This is a genomic window from Ligilactobacillus hohenheimensis (genome assembly GCF_947381805.1).
In the GTDB taxonomy this organism is placed as follows: domain Bacteria; phylum Bacillota; class Bacilli; order Lactobacillales; family Lactobacillaceae; genus Ligilactobacillus; species Ligilactobacillus hohenheimensis.
Genome location: NZ_CANCXC010000001.1, coordinates 428637 through 445457 on the forward strand (window position 1 = coordinate 428637; position 16821 = coordinate 445457).

General features: G+C 50.6%; 14 protein-coding genes, 1 pseudogene and 1 riboswitch. Of the genes and pseudogenes, 12 read left to right on the top strand and 3 right to left on the bottom strand.

Features of this window, described 5'->3' with window-relative positions; all coding sequences use genetic code 11:
- Positions 1–105: 105 nt before the first annotated feature.
- Entirely contained in the window at positions 106–348 is a 243-nt protein-coding gene (locus QOR60_RS02165; RefSeq protein WP_283581718.1) for a hypothetical protein, read from the top strand.
- Positions 348–722 (top strand): type II toxin-antitoxin system PemK/MazF family toxin, encoded by a 375-nt coding sequence (locus QOR60_RS02170; RefSeq protein WP_283581719.1) that lies wholly within the window; start codon positions 348–350, stop codon positions 720–722. Before QOR60_RS02165 ends, QOR60_RS02170 begins: the two co-directional genes overlap by 1 nt.
- A gap of 93 nt (positions 723–815) precedes the next feature.
- Here QOR60_RS02170 and QOR60_RS02175 read toward each other — a convergent pair whose 3' ends face one another.
- Positions 816–3344, bottom strand: coding sequence for a M1 family metallopeptidase (locus QOR60_RS02175; protein ID WP_283581720.1), 2529 nt, complete (start codon positions 3342–3344; stop codon positions 816–818).
- Between the two features lie 219 nt (positions 3345–3563).
- Between QOR60_RS02175 and QOR60_RS02180 the strand changes: the two genes are divergently transcribed.
- From QOR60_RS02180 to QOR60_RS02195, 4 genes and pseudogenes are all read left to right on the top strand, one after another.
- Positions 3564–4646: an ATP-binding protein gene (locus tag QOR60_RS02180; protein WP_283581721.1), complete on the top strand. Its 1083-nt coding sequence runs from the start codon at positions 3564–3566 to the stop codon at positions 4644–4646.
- A 36-nt stretch (positions 4647–4682) separates the two neighbouring features.
- Complete coding sequence (locus tag QOR60_RS02185; protein WP_283581722.1) at positions 4683–5360, top strand: type 1 glutamine amidotransferase; 678 nt, start codon at positions 4683–4685, stop codon at positions 5358–5360.
- 544 nt (positions 5361–5904) lie between these two features.
- A pseudogene (locus QOR60_RS02190) lies at positions 5905–6529 on the top strand (methionine ABC transporter permease).
- A 104-nt stretch (positions 6530–6633) separates the two neighbouring features.
- The gene (locus QOR60_RS02195) at positions 6634–7827 is read left to right on the top strand and encodes an MFS transporter (RefSeq protein WP_283581723.1); all 1194 of its coding nucleotides are present in this window, start codon (positions 6634–6636) and stop codon (positions 7825–7827) included.
- Positions 7828–7902: 75 nt separating this feature from the next.
- On the opposite strand, the gene dapF is transcribed toward QOR60_RS02195, so the two are convergent.
- Positions 7903–8856 (bottom strand): diaminopimelate epimerase, encoded by a 954-nt coding sequence (dapF, locus tag QOR60_RS02200; RefSeq protein ID WP_283581724.1) that lies wholly within the window; start codon positions 8854–8856, stop codon positions 7903–7905.
- 1 nt (position 8857) lies between these two features.
- Positions 8858–10225 carry an aspartate kinase gene (locus QOR60_RS02205; protein ID WP_283581725.1) on the bottom strand — a complete coding sequence of 456 codons (1368 nt, stop codon included), beginning with the start codon at positions 10223–10225 and terminating at the stop codon, positions 8858–8860.
- Between the two features lie 188 nt (positions 10226–10413).
- Positions 10414–10599: riboswitch (Lysine riboswitch) on the top strand.
- Positions 10600–10704: 105 nt separating this feature from the next.
- Here QOR60_RS02205 and lysA point away from each other — a divergent pair.
- Genes lysA through QOR60_RS02235 form a run of 6 tightly spaced genes read left to right on the top strand, consistent with a single transcriptional unit; the run spans position 10705 to position 16806 of the window.
- Positions 10705–12021: a diaminopimelate decarboxylase gene (gene lysA / locus QOR60_RS02210; protein ID WP_283581726.1), complete on the top strand. Its 1317-nt coding sequence runs from the start codon at positions 10705–10707 to the stop codon at positions 12019–12021.
- On the top strand, positions 12021–12728 hold the full coding sequence (gene dapD, locus QOR60_RS02215; RefSeq protein ID WP_283581727.1) for a 2,3,4,5-tetrahydropyridine-2,6-dicarboxylate N-acetyltransferase: 708 nt from the start codon (positions 12021–12023) through the stop codon (positions 12726–12728). The genes lysA and dapD overlap by 1 nt, the downstream gene beginning before the upstream one ends.
- 11 nt (positions 12729–12739) lie before the next feature.
- Entirely contained in the window at positions 12740–13891 is a 1152-nt protein-coding gene (locus tag QOR60_RS02220; RefSeq protein WP_283581728.1) for an N-acetyldiaminopimelate deacetylase, read from the top strand.
- A gap of 1 nt (position 13892) precedes the next feature.
- Positions 13893–14846, top strand: coding sequence for a 4-hydroxy-tetrahydrodipicolinate synthase (gene dapA, locus QOR60_RS02225; RefSeq protein WP_283581729.1), 954 nt, complete (start codon positions 13893–13895; stop codon positions 14844–14846).
- Positions 14833–15606 (top strand): 4-hydroxy-tetrahydrodipicolinate reductase, encoded by a 774-nt coding sequence (dapB, locus tag QOR60_RS02230; RefSeq protein ID WP_283581730.1) that lies wholly within the window; start codon positions 14833–14835, stop codon positions 15604–15606. The genes dapA and dapB overlap by 14 nt, the downstream gene beginning before the upstream one ends.
- Before the next feature lie 12 nt (positions 15607–15618).
- Positions 15619–16806 carry an aminotransferase class I/II-fold pyridoxal phosphate-dependent enzyme gene (locus QOR60_RS02235; RefSeq protein WP_283581731.1) on the top strand — a complete coding sequence of 396 codons (1188 nt, stop codon included), beginning with the start codon at positions 15619–15621 and terminating at the stop codon, positions 16804–16806.
- Positions 16807–16821 lie beyond the last annotated feature (15 nt).

Sequence of the window (16821 nt, forward strand, 5' to 3'; positions counted from 1 at the left end):
TGATGGAACAGGGTTGATAATGTTCTGCTCATAAGAATTTCCGGAGAAAATTGTCAAACGAATGGCAACAGTATATACTTGGTGTATACGAAGGAGATGATATTGATGGTTGTAAAGGTCAGAACCGTTGGGAATTCAACTACGTTAACGGTCCCAGTGGGGATCAAGGTTTCATCAGATGAATATCAGGTTTCAAATGAAGGGGACAAGATTGTTTTTGCGCCGGTAGAGAAGCACACGAACATTTTTGCAACCGCGGAATGGCAAGATTACGACTATCAAAAGGATGTGGCCGAGGATCCAGCACTTCAGCCCGTTAAGCCTGTCGGACGCGAGCTTCAGGACTAATGATTTTCCCCAAACAGGGCGATGTGGTTGTGGTGGATGCGGAACCCCATGCTGGACACGAAATGGGTGGTCACAATCCGCGTTCCGGAAACATTCGCCGGCACTATGTTGTAGTTAGTAGTACCGCTTATAATTCGGCAACCCACATGTTTGTGGGGATGCCGGTAACAACGACAAACCGCAGCGAAAACGCCCGCTATTTACCGTTATTGATTAACGGTTCAAAACGCGACGGTGTTAGGGGATACGTCGTGTTATGGCAGTTACAGAATTTTGACTATGAGGCGCGGCGGGGGGAAGTTGTTAATTCCGTTTCACCAGCGGTGCTAAACCGGCTATTGACGCAGGTCAAGGATATTTTTGATATTAATTAGTATAAAAACCCCGTCCATGGAACTTTCGTTGTTTCATGGACGGGGTTGTATTTATATTACTAGGCGTAGCGACCCTACACCTTACTAATCAGGCTATTCTGCTGCAATTGCCTTATTAACGGCTTGCCGTTCACTGGCAACCAGAGCAACGTGGCTTTCGATGATCCGGATGTCCATCGTGATTTCCCGGGTTAATCCTGGGGTGTTAATCTTCGGTTCAAAGAAGCCCTTAAATTCATCCAGCCGTTCTTCGGTATGGAAGGCGTTGGCCGTTACCGTGATGAACCGACTGAATTCCATGTCGCCACCAACCGTTTTTTCCAGCCAGTCCCATTCAGCTCGAAGCCAGTCCCAGGCTGCTTGTTCACCGGCAGGGTTGGTTAACAGCCCGTTGTACCAGAAACGCAGGTCCTGTGGCTTGATTACCGCAGCTTCCTCAAACTTCGTTAACAGCTCAGTCATGAAGGTGTGATCCTTTGTTGCTGTAAGGGCGTTGCAGATGTCCGTCTTGTAGTTTGGATCAGAGGTCGTCACGTACTGGTTGAGCAGGGCGTTAAACAGTTCCTCGTTACCGTAGTGCTGAACCTCACTCTTGAGGATTAACGGCCGGATGTCGGCGTTCACCCCTTCAAGGTTTTCGAGGTTGGCGGTAAAGAGCTCGTGCGCAGCTGTAATAGCATCCTGGTTATTAGCAGCCAAGGCAGCCTTTAAAACGTACGGCCGGGTCATCTGGTCATCCTTTGATTCGGTCGTTGCTGGGTGCCAGCCAAGCCGCTGAACCTGGTGGGCACTCAGTTTGTTAAGTAAGAACTGGTAGTTCTTTTCTTCGTCCGTTTCCGGAGTAACAAACTGGTCCAGCTTGTCCGCAATTGCGTAGAGGGCGTCATTAACAATGGATGAAGTGCTGTCCGCAAATTTGTTCAGCAGTGGCACAAGCTCAGCATATGAAATCTGCCGGCCTTCTGCCAGGAGTCGCAGATCCTGGAGAATCTGCCGCTGAGTAATGTGGTCAAGTTCATCCTTATGAGCCAGAATGTCGTCCAGTAGCCGTTGATCGTACTTCACAATAAAGTGTGAGTTGTTGTCCGCGTTTAACCGGAACGGAACACCTTCCTTTTCCCGGAGTTCCTGGTAGTTCCCCAGAACAATGCGTTTGTCCTTCATAATTGTTGGGGCAGCAGCGTAGTTACTGTTGAGTGGAATCTGCCATGTCCGGCCAGCTTCCTTGCCGTCACCGATAAAGAACTGCTGCTGGTCAAGAACCAGGTTGCCGTCTTCAACCTTCGCAGTAACCACCGGGAACCCTGGCTGGTTCAACCAGGACTTCATGATGCTTCCGATATCCATGCCGGCAGCGTCCCCCAGTGCCTGCCACAGATCATCTCCGGTAGCATTGTGGTACTTGTGGGCCTCAAAGTAGTTCTTCAGCCCTTTCCGCATTGCGTCGTCCCCAATCAGGGCCCGCACCATGACCAGCATCCGGGAACCCTTGGCGTACACAATGGCACCATCAAAGATGGCATCGATTTCGGCCGGATCCTGAACGTGGACGTGGATTGGCTGCACACCGTCAGTTGCATCCCGCTGAAGGGCCAGGGGAGCTTCGGACGTCTGGAATAGTTCCCAGATATGCCAGTCAGGCTCGAGGGCGTCCACTGAAACGTATTCCATCATGTTAGCAAAACTTTCGTTTAACCACAGGTCGTCCCACCACTTCATCGTAACGAGGTCCCCGAACCACTGGTGGGCTAATTCGTGGGTAATCACCGTTGCAACGTACTGCTTCCGGGCAAGGGAAGTGTTGTCCGGATTGAGCATCAAGGTTGCTTCCCGGTACGTAATCAATCCCCAGTTTTCCATGGCTCCGGCTGAGAAGTCTGGCAGGGCCAGCTGCCATGAGTGCGGCAGTGGGTATGGCGTTTGGTAGAAGTCCTCATAGAATTCAATGCCGCGCTTAGCGATGTCCAGCGCAAAGTCGAGTTCCTTTGGTTGGTGCGCCTTGGTAGCAAACACGCCAACCTTGACGCCACTCTTGGTGGTGGTCATCTTGCTTTGCATTTCCCCGAAGGCAAAGGCAACCAGGTACGTGGACATCCGAACGGTCGTATCAAAGTAGTGGAAGCCGTCTTCGCACTTGGTTTCTGGCATGTTAGCGATGATTGTTTCCCCAGGATGCTCATCAAACTTGATGGCCAGGTCAAACGTCGCCTTAGCTTCCGGTTCGTCAACGCACGGGAAGGCCTGGCGGGCGAACGTCGTTTCAAACTGCGTTCCGATTAATTGCTTCCGTTCGCCATCCACTTCGTAGTATGACGGGTAAATTCCCATCATCGTGTCCGTGAGGGGCGCTTGGTAGGCGATTGCCAGGGTTACCTTTCCGCTTGTTGGAAGGGTAATGTGGATGGCTTCTGAGTCGTCGTCAAAGGTAAAAGGCACATCCTGGTCGTTTGCCTGAACGCTCTTAATCGTCATGAACTTTTGGTTAACGGCAATTTCTGGCGTTAACGCTTCCCCCGTAATGGTGGACGTTCCGTCAATTGTTTTGTGTTCCCGGTCAACGGTAATCTTGAGGTCGTAATGTTCCGGGTGGAATTTCTCGTATAGGTGTGTAATTTCAGCCATGTAGGTCCCCTCAATCTTTCTATAAAATTACCCTCATTATACCGCAGATACTATTAAAAGAATAGTGAATTCGTTTTCTTTGTGGGAGATTAAATGACATTGCGGAAGGTGATTGGTAAGGGTTGACCTCTGATTTAAAAGAATTTAAAATGAAATCGAACATTTAAAAGGATTTAAAAGCAAAACGATGATTTAAAAGAATTTAAAAGGAGAATTTTGATGCATAATCCGTTTAACCCAACATTTGGCGATGTTCCCCATTTTTTCCTCCCGGATAAACAGGACATGACCGTTGAGGAATTGGTCAGAGTGATTACGACTTCCGATTTTGGGCGCTCTTTTCTAATTACTGGTGTTCGGGGGGCTGGGAAGACCGCATTTATGATGCAACTCGTTAAGCAAATTCAAACGCACCACGCTTTTATTTGGGCCGATTTGATAAACAGGGAAGGAATACTGACAAGTTTGGCACAGCAAATTAAAGAGCAGTTGGCATCACCACTTAAGCGGGTGGTGGGCCATGTTACGGGAGTTACTCTTGGTCCGGTGGGCGTCACCCGGGACGAGGAAGCGGCAACCGTTGATCACCAGCTTGATCATCTTTTTCAGCAAGTCAAGGCTCAGGGAAAACGCGTGTTAATTACAATTGATGAGGTGACAAACGATAAGCCGATGCGGAACTTCATTCAGCTGTTTAATGCCTTTAAGCGCAAAGAATACCCGATTTTTGTGGTAATGACAGGAGTTCCTGATCTTATTCTTAGCCTTCAAAATGATAACCGGCTAACGTTTTTACTCCGCTCAGAAAAAATTATGCTGGGCCAGTTGAATCAGCTTGAAATGGCGCGGGCGTACGAAGAGGCCCTTCCCCAGTTACCACATGGTGAAATTACCCGGATGGTTCAGATGACGGCCGGATATTCGTATGCTTTTCAACTTTTAGGCTACCTTGTATATAAAGCGTTGAATGAACAGCAGGCTTCCCCGAAGAATGCGGTGGCAAGCGTAATGCGCCGGTACCAACAAGAGTTGTTTGAAAAGGCGTACCAAAAAATTTTCAGTGACCTCTCTGAACAGGATCGGGCATACTTGTATGCAGTTCGCCAGAATCGTAGTCTTGGTGAGGCGGCTGTCCTGATGAAAAGGAGTAACGTGTACGTTGCACAGTATCGGCGGCGCATGATTGAGCGGGGAATTATTCAACCTTCAACCAACGGGCATGTCCGGTTTGTTCTGCCAAACTTTGAGGACTACCTTAACGCAACTCAAAACCAGGATTCGTTATTCTACCTGGGATATTAGCGTGCTAAGATAAGTTTAAAACGAGGGGTGATTAGAATGCGAGTAAATGTTTTACAGCATGCAGTAAACGAAGGACCAGGTGTGATTGCGACGTGGTGTCACGAACACCAGCACACCATGACGGTGTACCATCCGGCAGAGTTTGGCCGGTTACCGGCACTTGAAGATACGGATATGTTGGTTATTTTAGGGGGCCCCATGAGTCCCAATGACGATTTTGACTGGTTAGCCGCTGAACGGGATTTGATTCGGGAGGCAATCGTCCGCAATATTCCGGTTCTTGGAGTATGCTTAGGAGCACAACAGATTGCGAAGGCGTGTGGTTATTTAGTAAGCGCTGCGCCGGTTAAGGAAGTTGGATGGGCGCCGGTTCGGCGGGTCAGCACCCTGATTCCGGGATTACCGGCCACGGCGGAAGTGCTCCACTGGCACCAGGACATGTTTACCGTCCCGGATGAGGCGGAACTACTTTATCAGGGTGAGCGGGTTGCTAACCAGGCGTTTGTGTTTAAGCACCATTCCGTTGTGGGATTTCAGTTCCACTTTGAACCCTTGGCGGATAACCTCCGTGAAATCGTCGTTAATGATGCGGCGTATGATAAGGATTCCGTCCTTCAACAAACGCCAGCTGAAATTCTGGCGCACGGGATTCCAGCGGAGAATCCGCAAACGATGCGGACAATTCTGGACTACCTCGCAACGTGGAGTAAGTAAAATAATTAGTAACCATGTCAGGCGAGCTTGTGGACCTGGCATGGTTTTATATTGTTTCTGTCAAACCAGCCTTCATTGGATAAAAATGAAAAATAAATGAAATTAGCGTTGACAATAATGACAATTCAATTATAATAAAAGCAATTAAAGAGATAAACATCAGGAAAAGCAGAGTAACTAGCTTACGTTCCCAGAGAGTTCCTGGATGGTGTGAAATAATGAATGGCGGTTAATGAAGATGGGCTTTGAATGGCGCCGGCGAATGTGTTGATTAATCGGTGACGGTGGTGCACCCGTTAGCAGTGCGGGGTCTTTCTGGCATGATTGTCGGCGTGACTCGGTAAGGTTACTTCTGTGAGGGATAGCGAATAAAAGTGGTACCACGAAAATAACGCCCTTGTTTGTAAGGACGCTATTTTTTTGTTTATTTCGGGTAAAAGGCGTTAGTGGATTTATGGAAAGGGAGAGAGCTTATGAAGAAAAGAAATTACACGGGATTAATTACTGTTGTTGGGATTATCGTTCTCCTTATTGGTGGGGCTTTATGGGGTGGGCAACCGCGCTTTTGCAGACGACGGTTATTCCTGGAATCATCGGGGGATTATTGGGGTTGTTGTTTGGTTTAGGGCTAGTATTAACCGCCCCAGACGGCATTCTCCCTCACCGGGGTTGGTTTAGTTTCTTTGATAAACCGTGTCGTTCTTCCGTTCACTGCCGTTTATCATCCTCCTCGCGGTGATTGCGCCGGTTACCCAGCTAATTGTTGGAACGCAAATCGGGATGATTGCGGCAATGGTGCCGCTCTCGATTGCTGTTTTCCCCTTTTATGCCCGCCAGGTTCAGGTGCCCTTGAAGGGGTTGACCAGGGAAAGGTGGAGGCAGCCCAGTCCCTGGGAGCGACTAACTGGGACATTATTATTGATGTTTATTTGTGGGAAGCGCGGGCCGAGCTAGTGCGCGTTTCGACGGTGACCCTTATCAGTTTAATCGGGTTGACGACGATGGCCGGGGCAATTGGTGCAGGGGAGCTAGGAAATACCGCCATCACGTATGGGTATGACCGCTTTAACAACGACGTTACGCTGGTTGCAACCGTGTTGGTTCTAGTATTGGTTCTGGTGGTGCAGTTTGTGGGGGACCGGTTGGCGGCTAAACTAAACCACCAATAATTTCGCAAACGTCCTCATATTGTGATTAGAAAAAGCCAAATAATTATTGCTTTTAGATGAGAAACTGATTAAAATAAAGAATAATCGACTGAAGGTGATAACTTTTGATAAGTCAAACCCGAAAAAATATTACGGCCATGCTGACGGGCTACGGTATCTCGTTTATGGGGGACGTGCTACTAATCTACGCCACCAACTGGTTTTTAGTGGTGGCCACCCATAACACGCGCCTTTTAGGGATAGTGAACGGGATCATCGCATTTGTTTACCTGGTAGTGAACGTGGTTGCCGGCTCACTGGCGGACCGGTTTAACGAAAAGCACATTATGATCATGTGCGACTTGGTTAGTGCGGCCGCGTGTTGGGGATGCGTGCCGTTTCTCCATTCGATTACCCGGGGAGCGGGACTGCTAATTGCTGTGTTAGCAGTCCTTGAAGCCGGCGTTGCGTGTTACACTCCGGCCTCAAAGGCAATTGTTGCCCATATTATCCCCAAGAAACGGATTGCCACATTCAACACCGGGCAAAACGTTCTTGCCAACGTGGTCCGGGTTGGCGGGCCGCTGGTCGGGGGCGTTTTCGTTTCACTGGGGGCCTCACTGACTACGTTCTTGCTAATTGACGGGGGATCGTTTTTATTGTCAACCGGATTAACGGCAGTTGTGGGCTACCACTTTACCGCTCCCGATGACAAGCCGCTTAGGATCATCCGTGATTTACAGGAGGGCGTTCGGGCAGTGCTGGCGGACAGGCTTATTTTAACCCTGTTAATCTTAACGCCACCAATTAACTTTTTTGATACGGCTTTTGCGATTGGGCTCCCGTACATGGTAAAGGTTCTGCTAAACGGAAACGGGCGGTTATACGGGATAACCACCGCTGCCTTGGCCATTGGTGGGGTCGCTGGCGGGATTGTTTTAGCAGTCCGTCCGCCGCACCGTTCCGCTACAAAAGCAACCGCCTTTTTCTGGAATGCGCTTCTTAACGCGGGGGCGTTGTTCCTGATCTTTGTGGGGCGGAATTACCCGGTAATCGTTGTGGCGGTCTTTTTAAGTGGGTTCGCGCAAACCCAGTATAACGTTAACGCATACACGATGATTCAAACCCACGCAGCGTCGGAAGTCGTGGGCCGGGTCTTTTCCCTGTTGTTCATTTCGAGTGCCGTTACTACCCCCGTTGCAAACTTCCTCTTTGGGCAGGTAATGCCAGCCCTTCAGTGGAACTTTGCCCTGTTAGCAGCGGTAGGGATGCTTGTCTCAGTTATTGGTGCATGGTGCTACTGGAAACGGCAACATTAACAAACTAATCCCCGAAGTTTACGGAAAATCCGTTCTTCGGGGATTAACTATGCTTAAAAAATGTTTTCGGTTGGCTTACGCCTGAGAGAGCTGGTGGACCCACTGTTGATAAGCATGCTCCTCATTGGTTTCAACGACTGAAAGCGGGGCAAAATCTGCGTTAACGGTGATTTCATGGGTAACGGTTGCGTTACCGATTAACTCGATCCATTGCCGCCCGGTTTTTTCTTGGTGAACAATGGTTTGCACCATCCCGCCAGGATTGAAAATGGTGAGGGGCTGTTCAACCAGCTCCGGGTGGTGAACAGTAACGTAGCTGAGGCTGGTTGCCGCCATTCCGGTACCGCAGGCGTTGGTAAAACCCACGCCGCGTTCATAGGTCTGCACAAATAACGTCTGGTCGTTGCGAACTTCAGCAAAACTAACGTTGACCCCATCCGGGAAATACGGGTTGGGAGCGTTGAGCGTCTTCCCCAACTTTTCAAGTGTTGCTTGGGCTTCCCGAACGGATGGGACGAAGCTAATCAGGTGGGGGTTAGGGACGGCAACTGCCGTAAAACGGAGGTGGGGATCAAGGGCAGGAATGGCGGCATTTATCACCGGAGCGCCCCCTAAATTAGTCATGGGCAACGCCGCTGGTTGAAAACGGACGGGTGAAATCTCAACGCCAATCGCCGGTACCCCAGGGGCGAGATCCGTGTGAACCCGCACGGTAAGCGCTGCTTCGTCGGTCGCAACCTTAAAGGTCGGGCTGGAAGCCGTGGAGGCTAAGTACCGGGCGACCGCGCGTAACCCGTTCCCACACATTTTAGCGTGAGTGCCATCGCTATTGATAATCGCCATCCGCCCCTGACACCCGGAGTGCGTCGTGGGGCAAACTAATAATACGCCGTCAATATTCCGGAGAACGGGAATTCTTTGCCGCAGGTAGGCCGGAAACTGGCTTTCAGCCACGGGTAACTGGAGCGAAAGCGGTGCGGGGATAAGGGCAAAGCGGTTTTCCGAACCGTGCACACGAAAGATTTTCATTTTAAGCGTCCTCCTTTTCAAAGTAATTGTAAATCGCGGCAGTTCCCCGGTCAGCGTCACTTGCGCGAACTCCCACCATGATAGAAATTCGGGATGCTCCCTGGTTAATCATGTGAATGGCAACGTTGGCTTGGGCGAGCGCCGTGGTCACGCCATTCGTTGTTCCGATGCGGTCGTGCATTCCCTCGCCGACAACCATGATAATGGCGTAGTCGTCAATCCATTCAAGGTGATCGGGTTGCACTGCGGCTTGGATGTCAAGAGCAATTTGCTGCCGGAGAGCGGGGGTTAGCTGGCTAGTACGCGTAATAATCGTGAGGTCGTCGATCCCAGACGGCATGTGCTCGTACGAAATGCCGTGCGCCGATAAAATTTTTAAGATCTTGAGGGTAACGCCAACCTCCTTATTTAGTAGGTACTTATGCAGGTAGAGCGCACTAAAATTGCGGGCGCAGGCAACCCCCGTAATCGTCGTCTGCGGCTTAAAGTTCGTAGCGGGAATAATGCGGGTTCCCGGACGCTGGGGCGCATTGGTGTTTTTTACGATCACCGGAATCTTCCCCGCAATTGCTGGGATGAGTGCCTCGTCGTGAAACACGGAAAATCCCGCATACGCCAGTTCACGCATTTCCCGGTACGTCATCTCTTTAATTGGTCGCGGATGAGAAACAACCGTGGGATTAGCCGCATAAATCGCATCGACATCCGTAAAATTTTCGTAGCATTCAGCTGCAACTCCCCGGGCGATAATGGCGCCAGTAATATCCGACCCGCCGCGGGAAAATGTCGCAACTTCGCCATTAGGGGTGTAGCCGTAAAAGCCAGGAATTACCAAAACTTCACGGCTTTCCCAGAACCGCGCAAGGTGACTGTAGGTTTGAGGTAGAACCGTTGCGTTATTAGGCCCAAGCTGATCACTAACAATAATCCCTGCTTCTTTTGGATCAATAAACTGCGCAGTGATTCCCTGGTGGTTAAGGAGGGCGGCAAGCAGAAAGGCGTTCAGCCGTTCCCCGGTGGCCTTAAAGGCGGCCATTAGGTAGTCTGCATTGGGGAAGGCGGTTTCCGCCAGGGAAGTAATTGTTTGTGGGATAAATTGCAGCGCCTTTTGCGGTAAATCAAAGAACGCCGCAATTTCAAAGTATCGCCGAATAATTTTTTCCCGAATTTCGGCATAATCATCACGATGAAGGACTGCGGTTGCATACGCAATTAATAAATCGGTCACCTTAACATCATCAGCTGAACGTTTTCCGGGAGCAGACGTAACGATTATTCGGCGTTCTGGATCTTCTTTGATGATTGCGATTGCCCGTTCAACGTGGGGCCCATCTGCGAGGGAGCTTCCCCCAAACTTAACTACTTTCATGTAATTTCCCCTCCAAATAAGAATTCTGTGAAAGATTACGTTTTATTTTAATAACCGATTTCCCACTGTCAACACCTAAAATACAGGTAAATTGGTAATTAATTGTGGCATTTAAGGAAGAAATAAATTAATTGAAATTAAAATCAGATTAGTGATTGACATTTGGTTGGTGACAGTGTAAATTAAAGCCAAGTCGAAGAGGCGCGACCAATATTAGTATCTTGGGTTAGTTTATTTCCGAACAATGATCCCAAGTGAAAGGAGCGGTCGCCGAAGCGCCAGGAAGGGAAATATTTCTGGTTTGCTGGGTTGAAGTTTAAGAGGCTTCAGACTGTCGCAAGAAAATAAAAGCTTGCGGGGCGCTATCGACACCGGATTTCTACACTAATTTTGACTAATAGGTTACGTAGATTCCCCTGTGTGGCGCACACACGGGGGATTTTTTAGCGCCCTGTACTTGAACGTATGGGGGAATTAAGATGCCATTTCCAAATCAATTCACAACAACGCCATCTGGCCACCTGATGCTTGGGGGATGTGATGCCCTGGCACTTACTCGCAAATACGAGACGCCGTTAATCGTATACGACGTTGATCAGATTAAAGCGGCTGTTTCTCAATTCACGCAAACACTGACGGCTTCTGGCCTTGCACACGCGGTTTGTTACGCAAGTAAGGCGTTCTCGTGTATCGCAATTTACCAGTTAATGGCCCGTTTAGGGTGTCACGTTGATGTGGTATCAGGAGGCGAACTCTATACCGCACTGCAAGCCCATTTCCCGCCGGAACGCATTAGTTTTCACGGGAACAATAAAACGAAAGCAGAGCTGGAATTCGCAGTGGCCAGCCATGTTGGGTCAATCATTATTGACAATTTCCATGAAATTAACTTGTTAAAGCAGGTTCTAACTGGCAACAACGCCACGGTTAACGTGATGCTGCGGGTGACGCCCGGGGTGGAAGCCCATACTCACCGGTACATTACGACCGGTCAGACCGATAGTAAGTTTGGGTTTGACCTTGCTTCAGGGCAAGCCACTACCGCACTGCAACGGGTTTTAGCCTGTTCCCGCATGAACTTTATTGGCGTTCATGCCCATATCGGTTCGCAGATTTTCGTACCGGATGGCTTCGTAGCGGCGGTTAATCGGTTATGTGTCCTCATTACGCAGTGGAAACGCAACTTCGCAGTCATTCCTGCAATTCTTAATATTGGCGGCGGGTTCGGGGTTCAGTACACAGAAGATGATCATCCCGTTCCGCTTAAAACGATGCTTACAACAATAACCACTACCGTAAAGCGGGCCTTTGACCAGGCGCACTTACCGCTCCCCGCGCTATGGGTTGAACCGGGACGCGCGCTCGTAGGGCCTGCCGGGACAACGTTATATACCGTGGGGAGCGAAAAACATGTTCCCGGAAGGTTGCCGTACGTTGCCATCGACGGGGGAATGGGGGATAACATTCGCCCTGCCTTATACAATGCCCGCTACACGGCGGTAAATGCCGCTTGCCCCACCGCGCCGGCGACTCAACATGTTCGTCTGGTTGGCAAGTACTGCGAATCGGGAGATGTTTTAGTTGATGACTTACGGATTGCGCCGGTGGCCGCCGGTGATATTGTCGCGGTCCCCGTTACCGGGGCGTACGGGTATTCAATGGCATCCAACTACAACCGGAATTGTCGGCCAGCAGTTGTTTTTGCGCAGCGTGGCCGGGCGCAACTAGTAATTCAGCGCGAAAGTTATGCGCAGCTCGTAACTAATGATTTATCGTACGAAGGGAGTAATGAATGATGAAACAAATGAGTACGCAGGAAATGATTGACTACATTGGGAATGCTCCGAAGACAACCCCTGTGCGGGTTTATCTTCAGGGAAAGTTTACGGCCGTTCCATTTCCTCCGGAAATCGCCGCTTTTCATACGCCCACCATGGCTATTCTGATCGGCGATTGGGGAAGGATTAAGCCCTTCATTACGGCGCATACCAAGGTGATTGAAACAACCCACGTGGAATTGATTGCCCGTAACAGCGCGGTTCCGCTACTGGATTATATTGACACGAATGCCCGAATCGAACCTGGCGTAATTATCCGCGACCAGGTCGAAATCGGAGACCGGGCGGTAATTATGATGGGCGCCATTATTAATATTGGAGCCGTAATCGGGGAGGAGACAATGATTGATATGGGCGTAGTGCTGGGGGGCCGAGCCCAGGTTGGCCGCCACTGCCATATTGGTGCGGGAAGCGTTTTAGCCGGGGTAATTGAACCAGCAAGTGCCCAGCCAGTAGTTATTGAAGATAACGTCATGGTCGGGGCCAATGCCGTGGTGTTGGAGGGTGTGCGGGTTGGCCACGATTCAGTGATTGCTGCGGGGGCGGTAGTCACGCACGACGTGGCTCCTAACACCGTGGTTGCGGGAGTTCCCGCCCGGGTGATTAAAAGGAAAGATGCTAAAACGGCGCACAAGACGGCGCTTGAAGATGGATTAAGGGGATAGGGGATAGATCGATGGAACTTACGGGTAATGATTTGATTCGAATTCGGCGTCAGTTCCACCAAATTCCGGAACTGGCACTTCATGAAACAAAAACGCACGAACTACTGCTCAGGGTGATTCAGTCGTTTAACCACCAGTACCTTACAATACGGGAAATTCCCGCACTGCCAACGGCCCTGCTGGTGCGGGTGCAAGGTAAGGAGCCGCACCGGATTATCGGTTACCGGGCGGATATCGATGCTCTTCCTGTAACCGAAGAAACTGGGTTGCCATTTGCTTCGCGGTTTCCCGGCAGAATGCACGCATGCGGACATGATTTTCACATGACGGTGGCCCTGGGAATCCTGAGTTACTTTAGCGAACATCAACCGCAAGACGACCTGGTGTTCTTTTTCCAGCCGGCAGAGGAACAGGATTTCGGTGGGAAGCGGGCGTTTGACCTGGACGTGTTTACGGGAAAGTGGCGGCCAACTGAATTTTACGGACTGCACGTTAATCCAGAACTGCCAGCTGGTGCGATCGGTTGCCGTCGCGGGACGCTCTTTGCCGGCACAACCGAGTTTGACCTAACGCTTCACGGGAAGCAGGGGCACGCAGCCTTTCCCCACCGGGCAAATGACATGGCGGTTGCAATGGCGGCGTTTATTATGCAAGCCCAGACCATTGTTGCGCGGAATATTGATCCGCTTAAGAGTGGCGTGGTAACGATTGGTAGCGCCACTGCTGGCACAATCCGGAACGTGATTGCTGGAACAGCACACGTTGCGGGGACGATTCGGGGTTTAACACAGGAAACAATTCTTCAGATTAAGCGGCGGTTACAGGCCATTAGCGCCGGAATTGCAACCAGTTTTGACTGTACGGCAGATCTAGCGATGCGTCAGGGAGGATACCTGCCCGTTATTAATAACAATCAGTTGACTGGCCGGTTCATTAATTATATGAAGGAAAATCCTAAAATTAACTTTATTCCGACCCCGCCCGCAATGACGGGGGAGGATTTCGGATTCCTGCTCAGTAAGTTCCCGGGGACGATGTTTTGGCTGGGAGTGGGAACGGACGCTGCGCTTCACTCCGCGACGTTCACACCGAACGAAGCGGCGTTAAGTGCGGGGGTAAGCGCAATGGTGAACTTTTTAAATGCAAGAATGGAGGACGATTAGAATGAATACACAGTTAAAAGTACGGTTTAAAGCGGCGGATATCATTACCGCGATTATTACACCGTTTACTACGGAAGGTAAAATTGATTACGCCGCCCTGGAAAAACTAACTAACCGCCTGCTGGCAACGGGGACCCGCGGGTTTGTCATCGGGGGGACTACCGGTGAGGGGCCAACGCTAACCCACGACGAAAAAATGACGTTATACCAACGGTTTGCACAAATGGTTGGTGGCCGCGGTGTTGTGATTGCGGGAACCGGCAGCAATAATACAGCCCAAACCGTTGCGTTTACCAGGGAAGTGGCGGCCATTCCGGGCATTGATGCCGCGCTAGTGGTTGTTCCCTACTACAACAAGCCGAGCCAGGCGGGCATGGTTGCCCACTTTACGGCCGTTGCTCAGGTTAGCGAACTACCAATAATGATTTACAACATTCCTGGACGAACCGGGGTTGAAATGGAGCCCGCAACGGTTGCCCGGTTAGCGAACGTTGCCGGGATTGTTGGAATTAAGCAGTGTTCTTCGTTAGAAAAACTTGAACAAATTGTTGACCAGACCCCCAGCGATTTTTTGGTATATAGCGGCGAGGATGTTCAGGCGCTTTCTGCCCGCACAATCGGCGCCAACGGAATTATTTCGGTGGCTGCTCATGTTTACGGCGAACAAATGCGTGCGATGTATGACGAACTAATGGCCGGCAACATTTCCCGGGCCGGGCAGCTTCAACGCTGGCTGACTCCACGAATGGAGGCACTGTTTATGTTTCCGTCACCCACGCCGGTCAAAACGGTATTAGCAGCGCAAAACAGTACGACAACAAATGTCCGGTTACCGTTAGTTCCGCTGAAAGCTGCGGAACAAGCACAGTTGGCGGAAGCGTTGGGTTTATCAGAAGATGCGTTCACTCATCCGTTACCACTCAACCTAGGAGGTCCTCACAATGAAAACAACTAAGGTGCTTGTTGCCGGGTTTACCGGCGCAATGGGGGAAAAGGTCCTCAACCTGATTGACCGAATGCCGAATTTTGAAGTCAGCGCGGTTTATTCCCCGACTGCTACCAGTGAAAATCCTGCAGACTACAGTTTAGCTGGGAGCGTTCGCGTGTTTACCCGATTAACCGAAATCCAAACGGACGCAACTATTTGGATTGATTTTACCGTTCCAGGGGCGGTTACTGAAAACGTGTCGTTTGCACTGAATCACGGAATGTATCCGGTGGTAGGAACGACCGGAATGCCGGAAGCAGCCCGCCAGCAATTAATTACCCGGGCTGCACAGTTACACCGGGGAGGAATTATTGCGCCAAACTTCGGGCTTTCCGCCGTTTTACTAATGAAGTTTGCAGCGATTGCGGCGCAGTATTTTCCCGACGCGGAGGTAGTGGAGATGCACCATGCCGACAAGCGGGATGCGCCGTCCGGTACTGCGATTGCAACGGCCAGAGCGATTGCTGCTGCCCGGAAGCAACACCTCAATGTGCAGGCGGAGAACCTGGCAGCGCGGGGTGCATCATATGATGGCGTCCCGGTCCATGCGGTTAGGTTGCCAGGGTACGTGGCCCACGAGCAGGTGTTGTTTGGTGCTCCGGGAGAAGCATTGACGATTCGGCAGGATTCCTTTGACCGGGAGTCTTTCATGGCTGGAGTGCGCATTGCCCTTCAGAAGGTCACTGCCCTCGATCACATGGTTGTTGGGCTAGAAAACCTATTATAGGGGGGAAGGAGAATGGTTTTATTAGGTAAGGACGTTTCATCCCAAACCAACTGGGTGTTGGCTAACCTTCAACCCGCGGGGATTCGGGCCTTTAATAATCAGATTGCCTCAATTCCCCACCTGATTAAGTTGACGGTGGGGGAGCCGGATTTGAAGACGCCCCTGAGCGTTAAGGTGGCAGCAACCATGAGCATTTGGCGGAATCATTCCCATTATTCCGCGGCTGCAGGCATTCTTTCGTTACGCCAAGCAGTTGCGGCATTTATGGTCAAAACGCAACAAGTTGATTATGATCCGGCGACCGAGATTATTACAACCGTTGGGTCGACTGAGGGATTGGCCGCCGCGATTATGGCGGCGTTTAACCCGGGGGACCAGGTAATCGTGCCCACTCCAGCATACCCATTATATATTCCCATGTTGAAGTTTGTTGGGGCTCAGCCCGTTTCAGTTAATACTGCCCCTGAACGGTTTAAATTAACTGCACTGCGTCTGGATGAAGAACTCAGGCAACACCCAAATGTACGGGCAATTATCCTTAATTATCCGCACAATCCAACCGGAATAACGTACTCGGCTCAGGAAATGCGGGCACTTGCTCAGGTGATTAGGGCGCACCACCTAATTGCCATTGCCGATGAAATTTACGGGCAACTGACGTATAACCATTCGCACGTTTCATTAGCGCGGTTTATTCCGGAACGGACTATTGTGGTAACTGGCTTGTCAAAGTCACACGCGATGACCGGCTACCGTGTTGGGGCGGTTGTCGGTCCGCAGGATTTAATGCGGGAAATTGCCAAGTTGCACTCGTACCTTGTCACCGCGCCGTCAAATCCCGCCCAGTACGCGGCTGTTCAGGCGTACCGGGATGAACGGGCGGTGAAGGGGGCCCGCTCCCGGTATTACAAACGACAGCAGTTTCTTACAGCGGCGCTAACAGCAATGGGCATTTCATACATCCAACCGCGGGGAGCGTTCTACCTGTTTATGCGTGTTCCTGAACGATACGGTACGGATGATCGGAAATTTGCCCTGAAACTAGCATATCAGGCAGGCGTCGGGTGCATTCCGGGGCAAATTTTTGGTCCCGGGGGAGAAGGATACGTCAGGTTATCGTATGCCACCCAACTTTCCCAGATAAAAAAGGCGATGGGGCGGTTAAAGGATTTTATAGGACGAAATGAGTATTTAAATTAGAAAAGGGGTTTTATT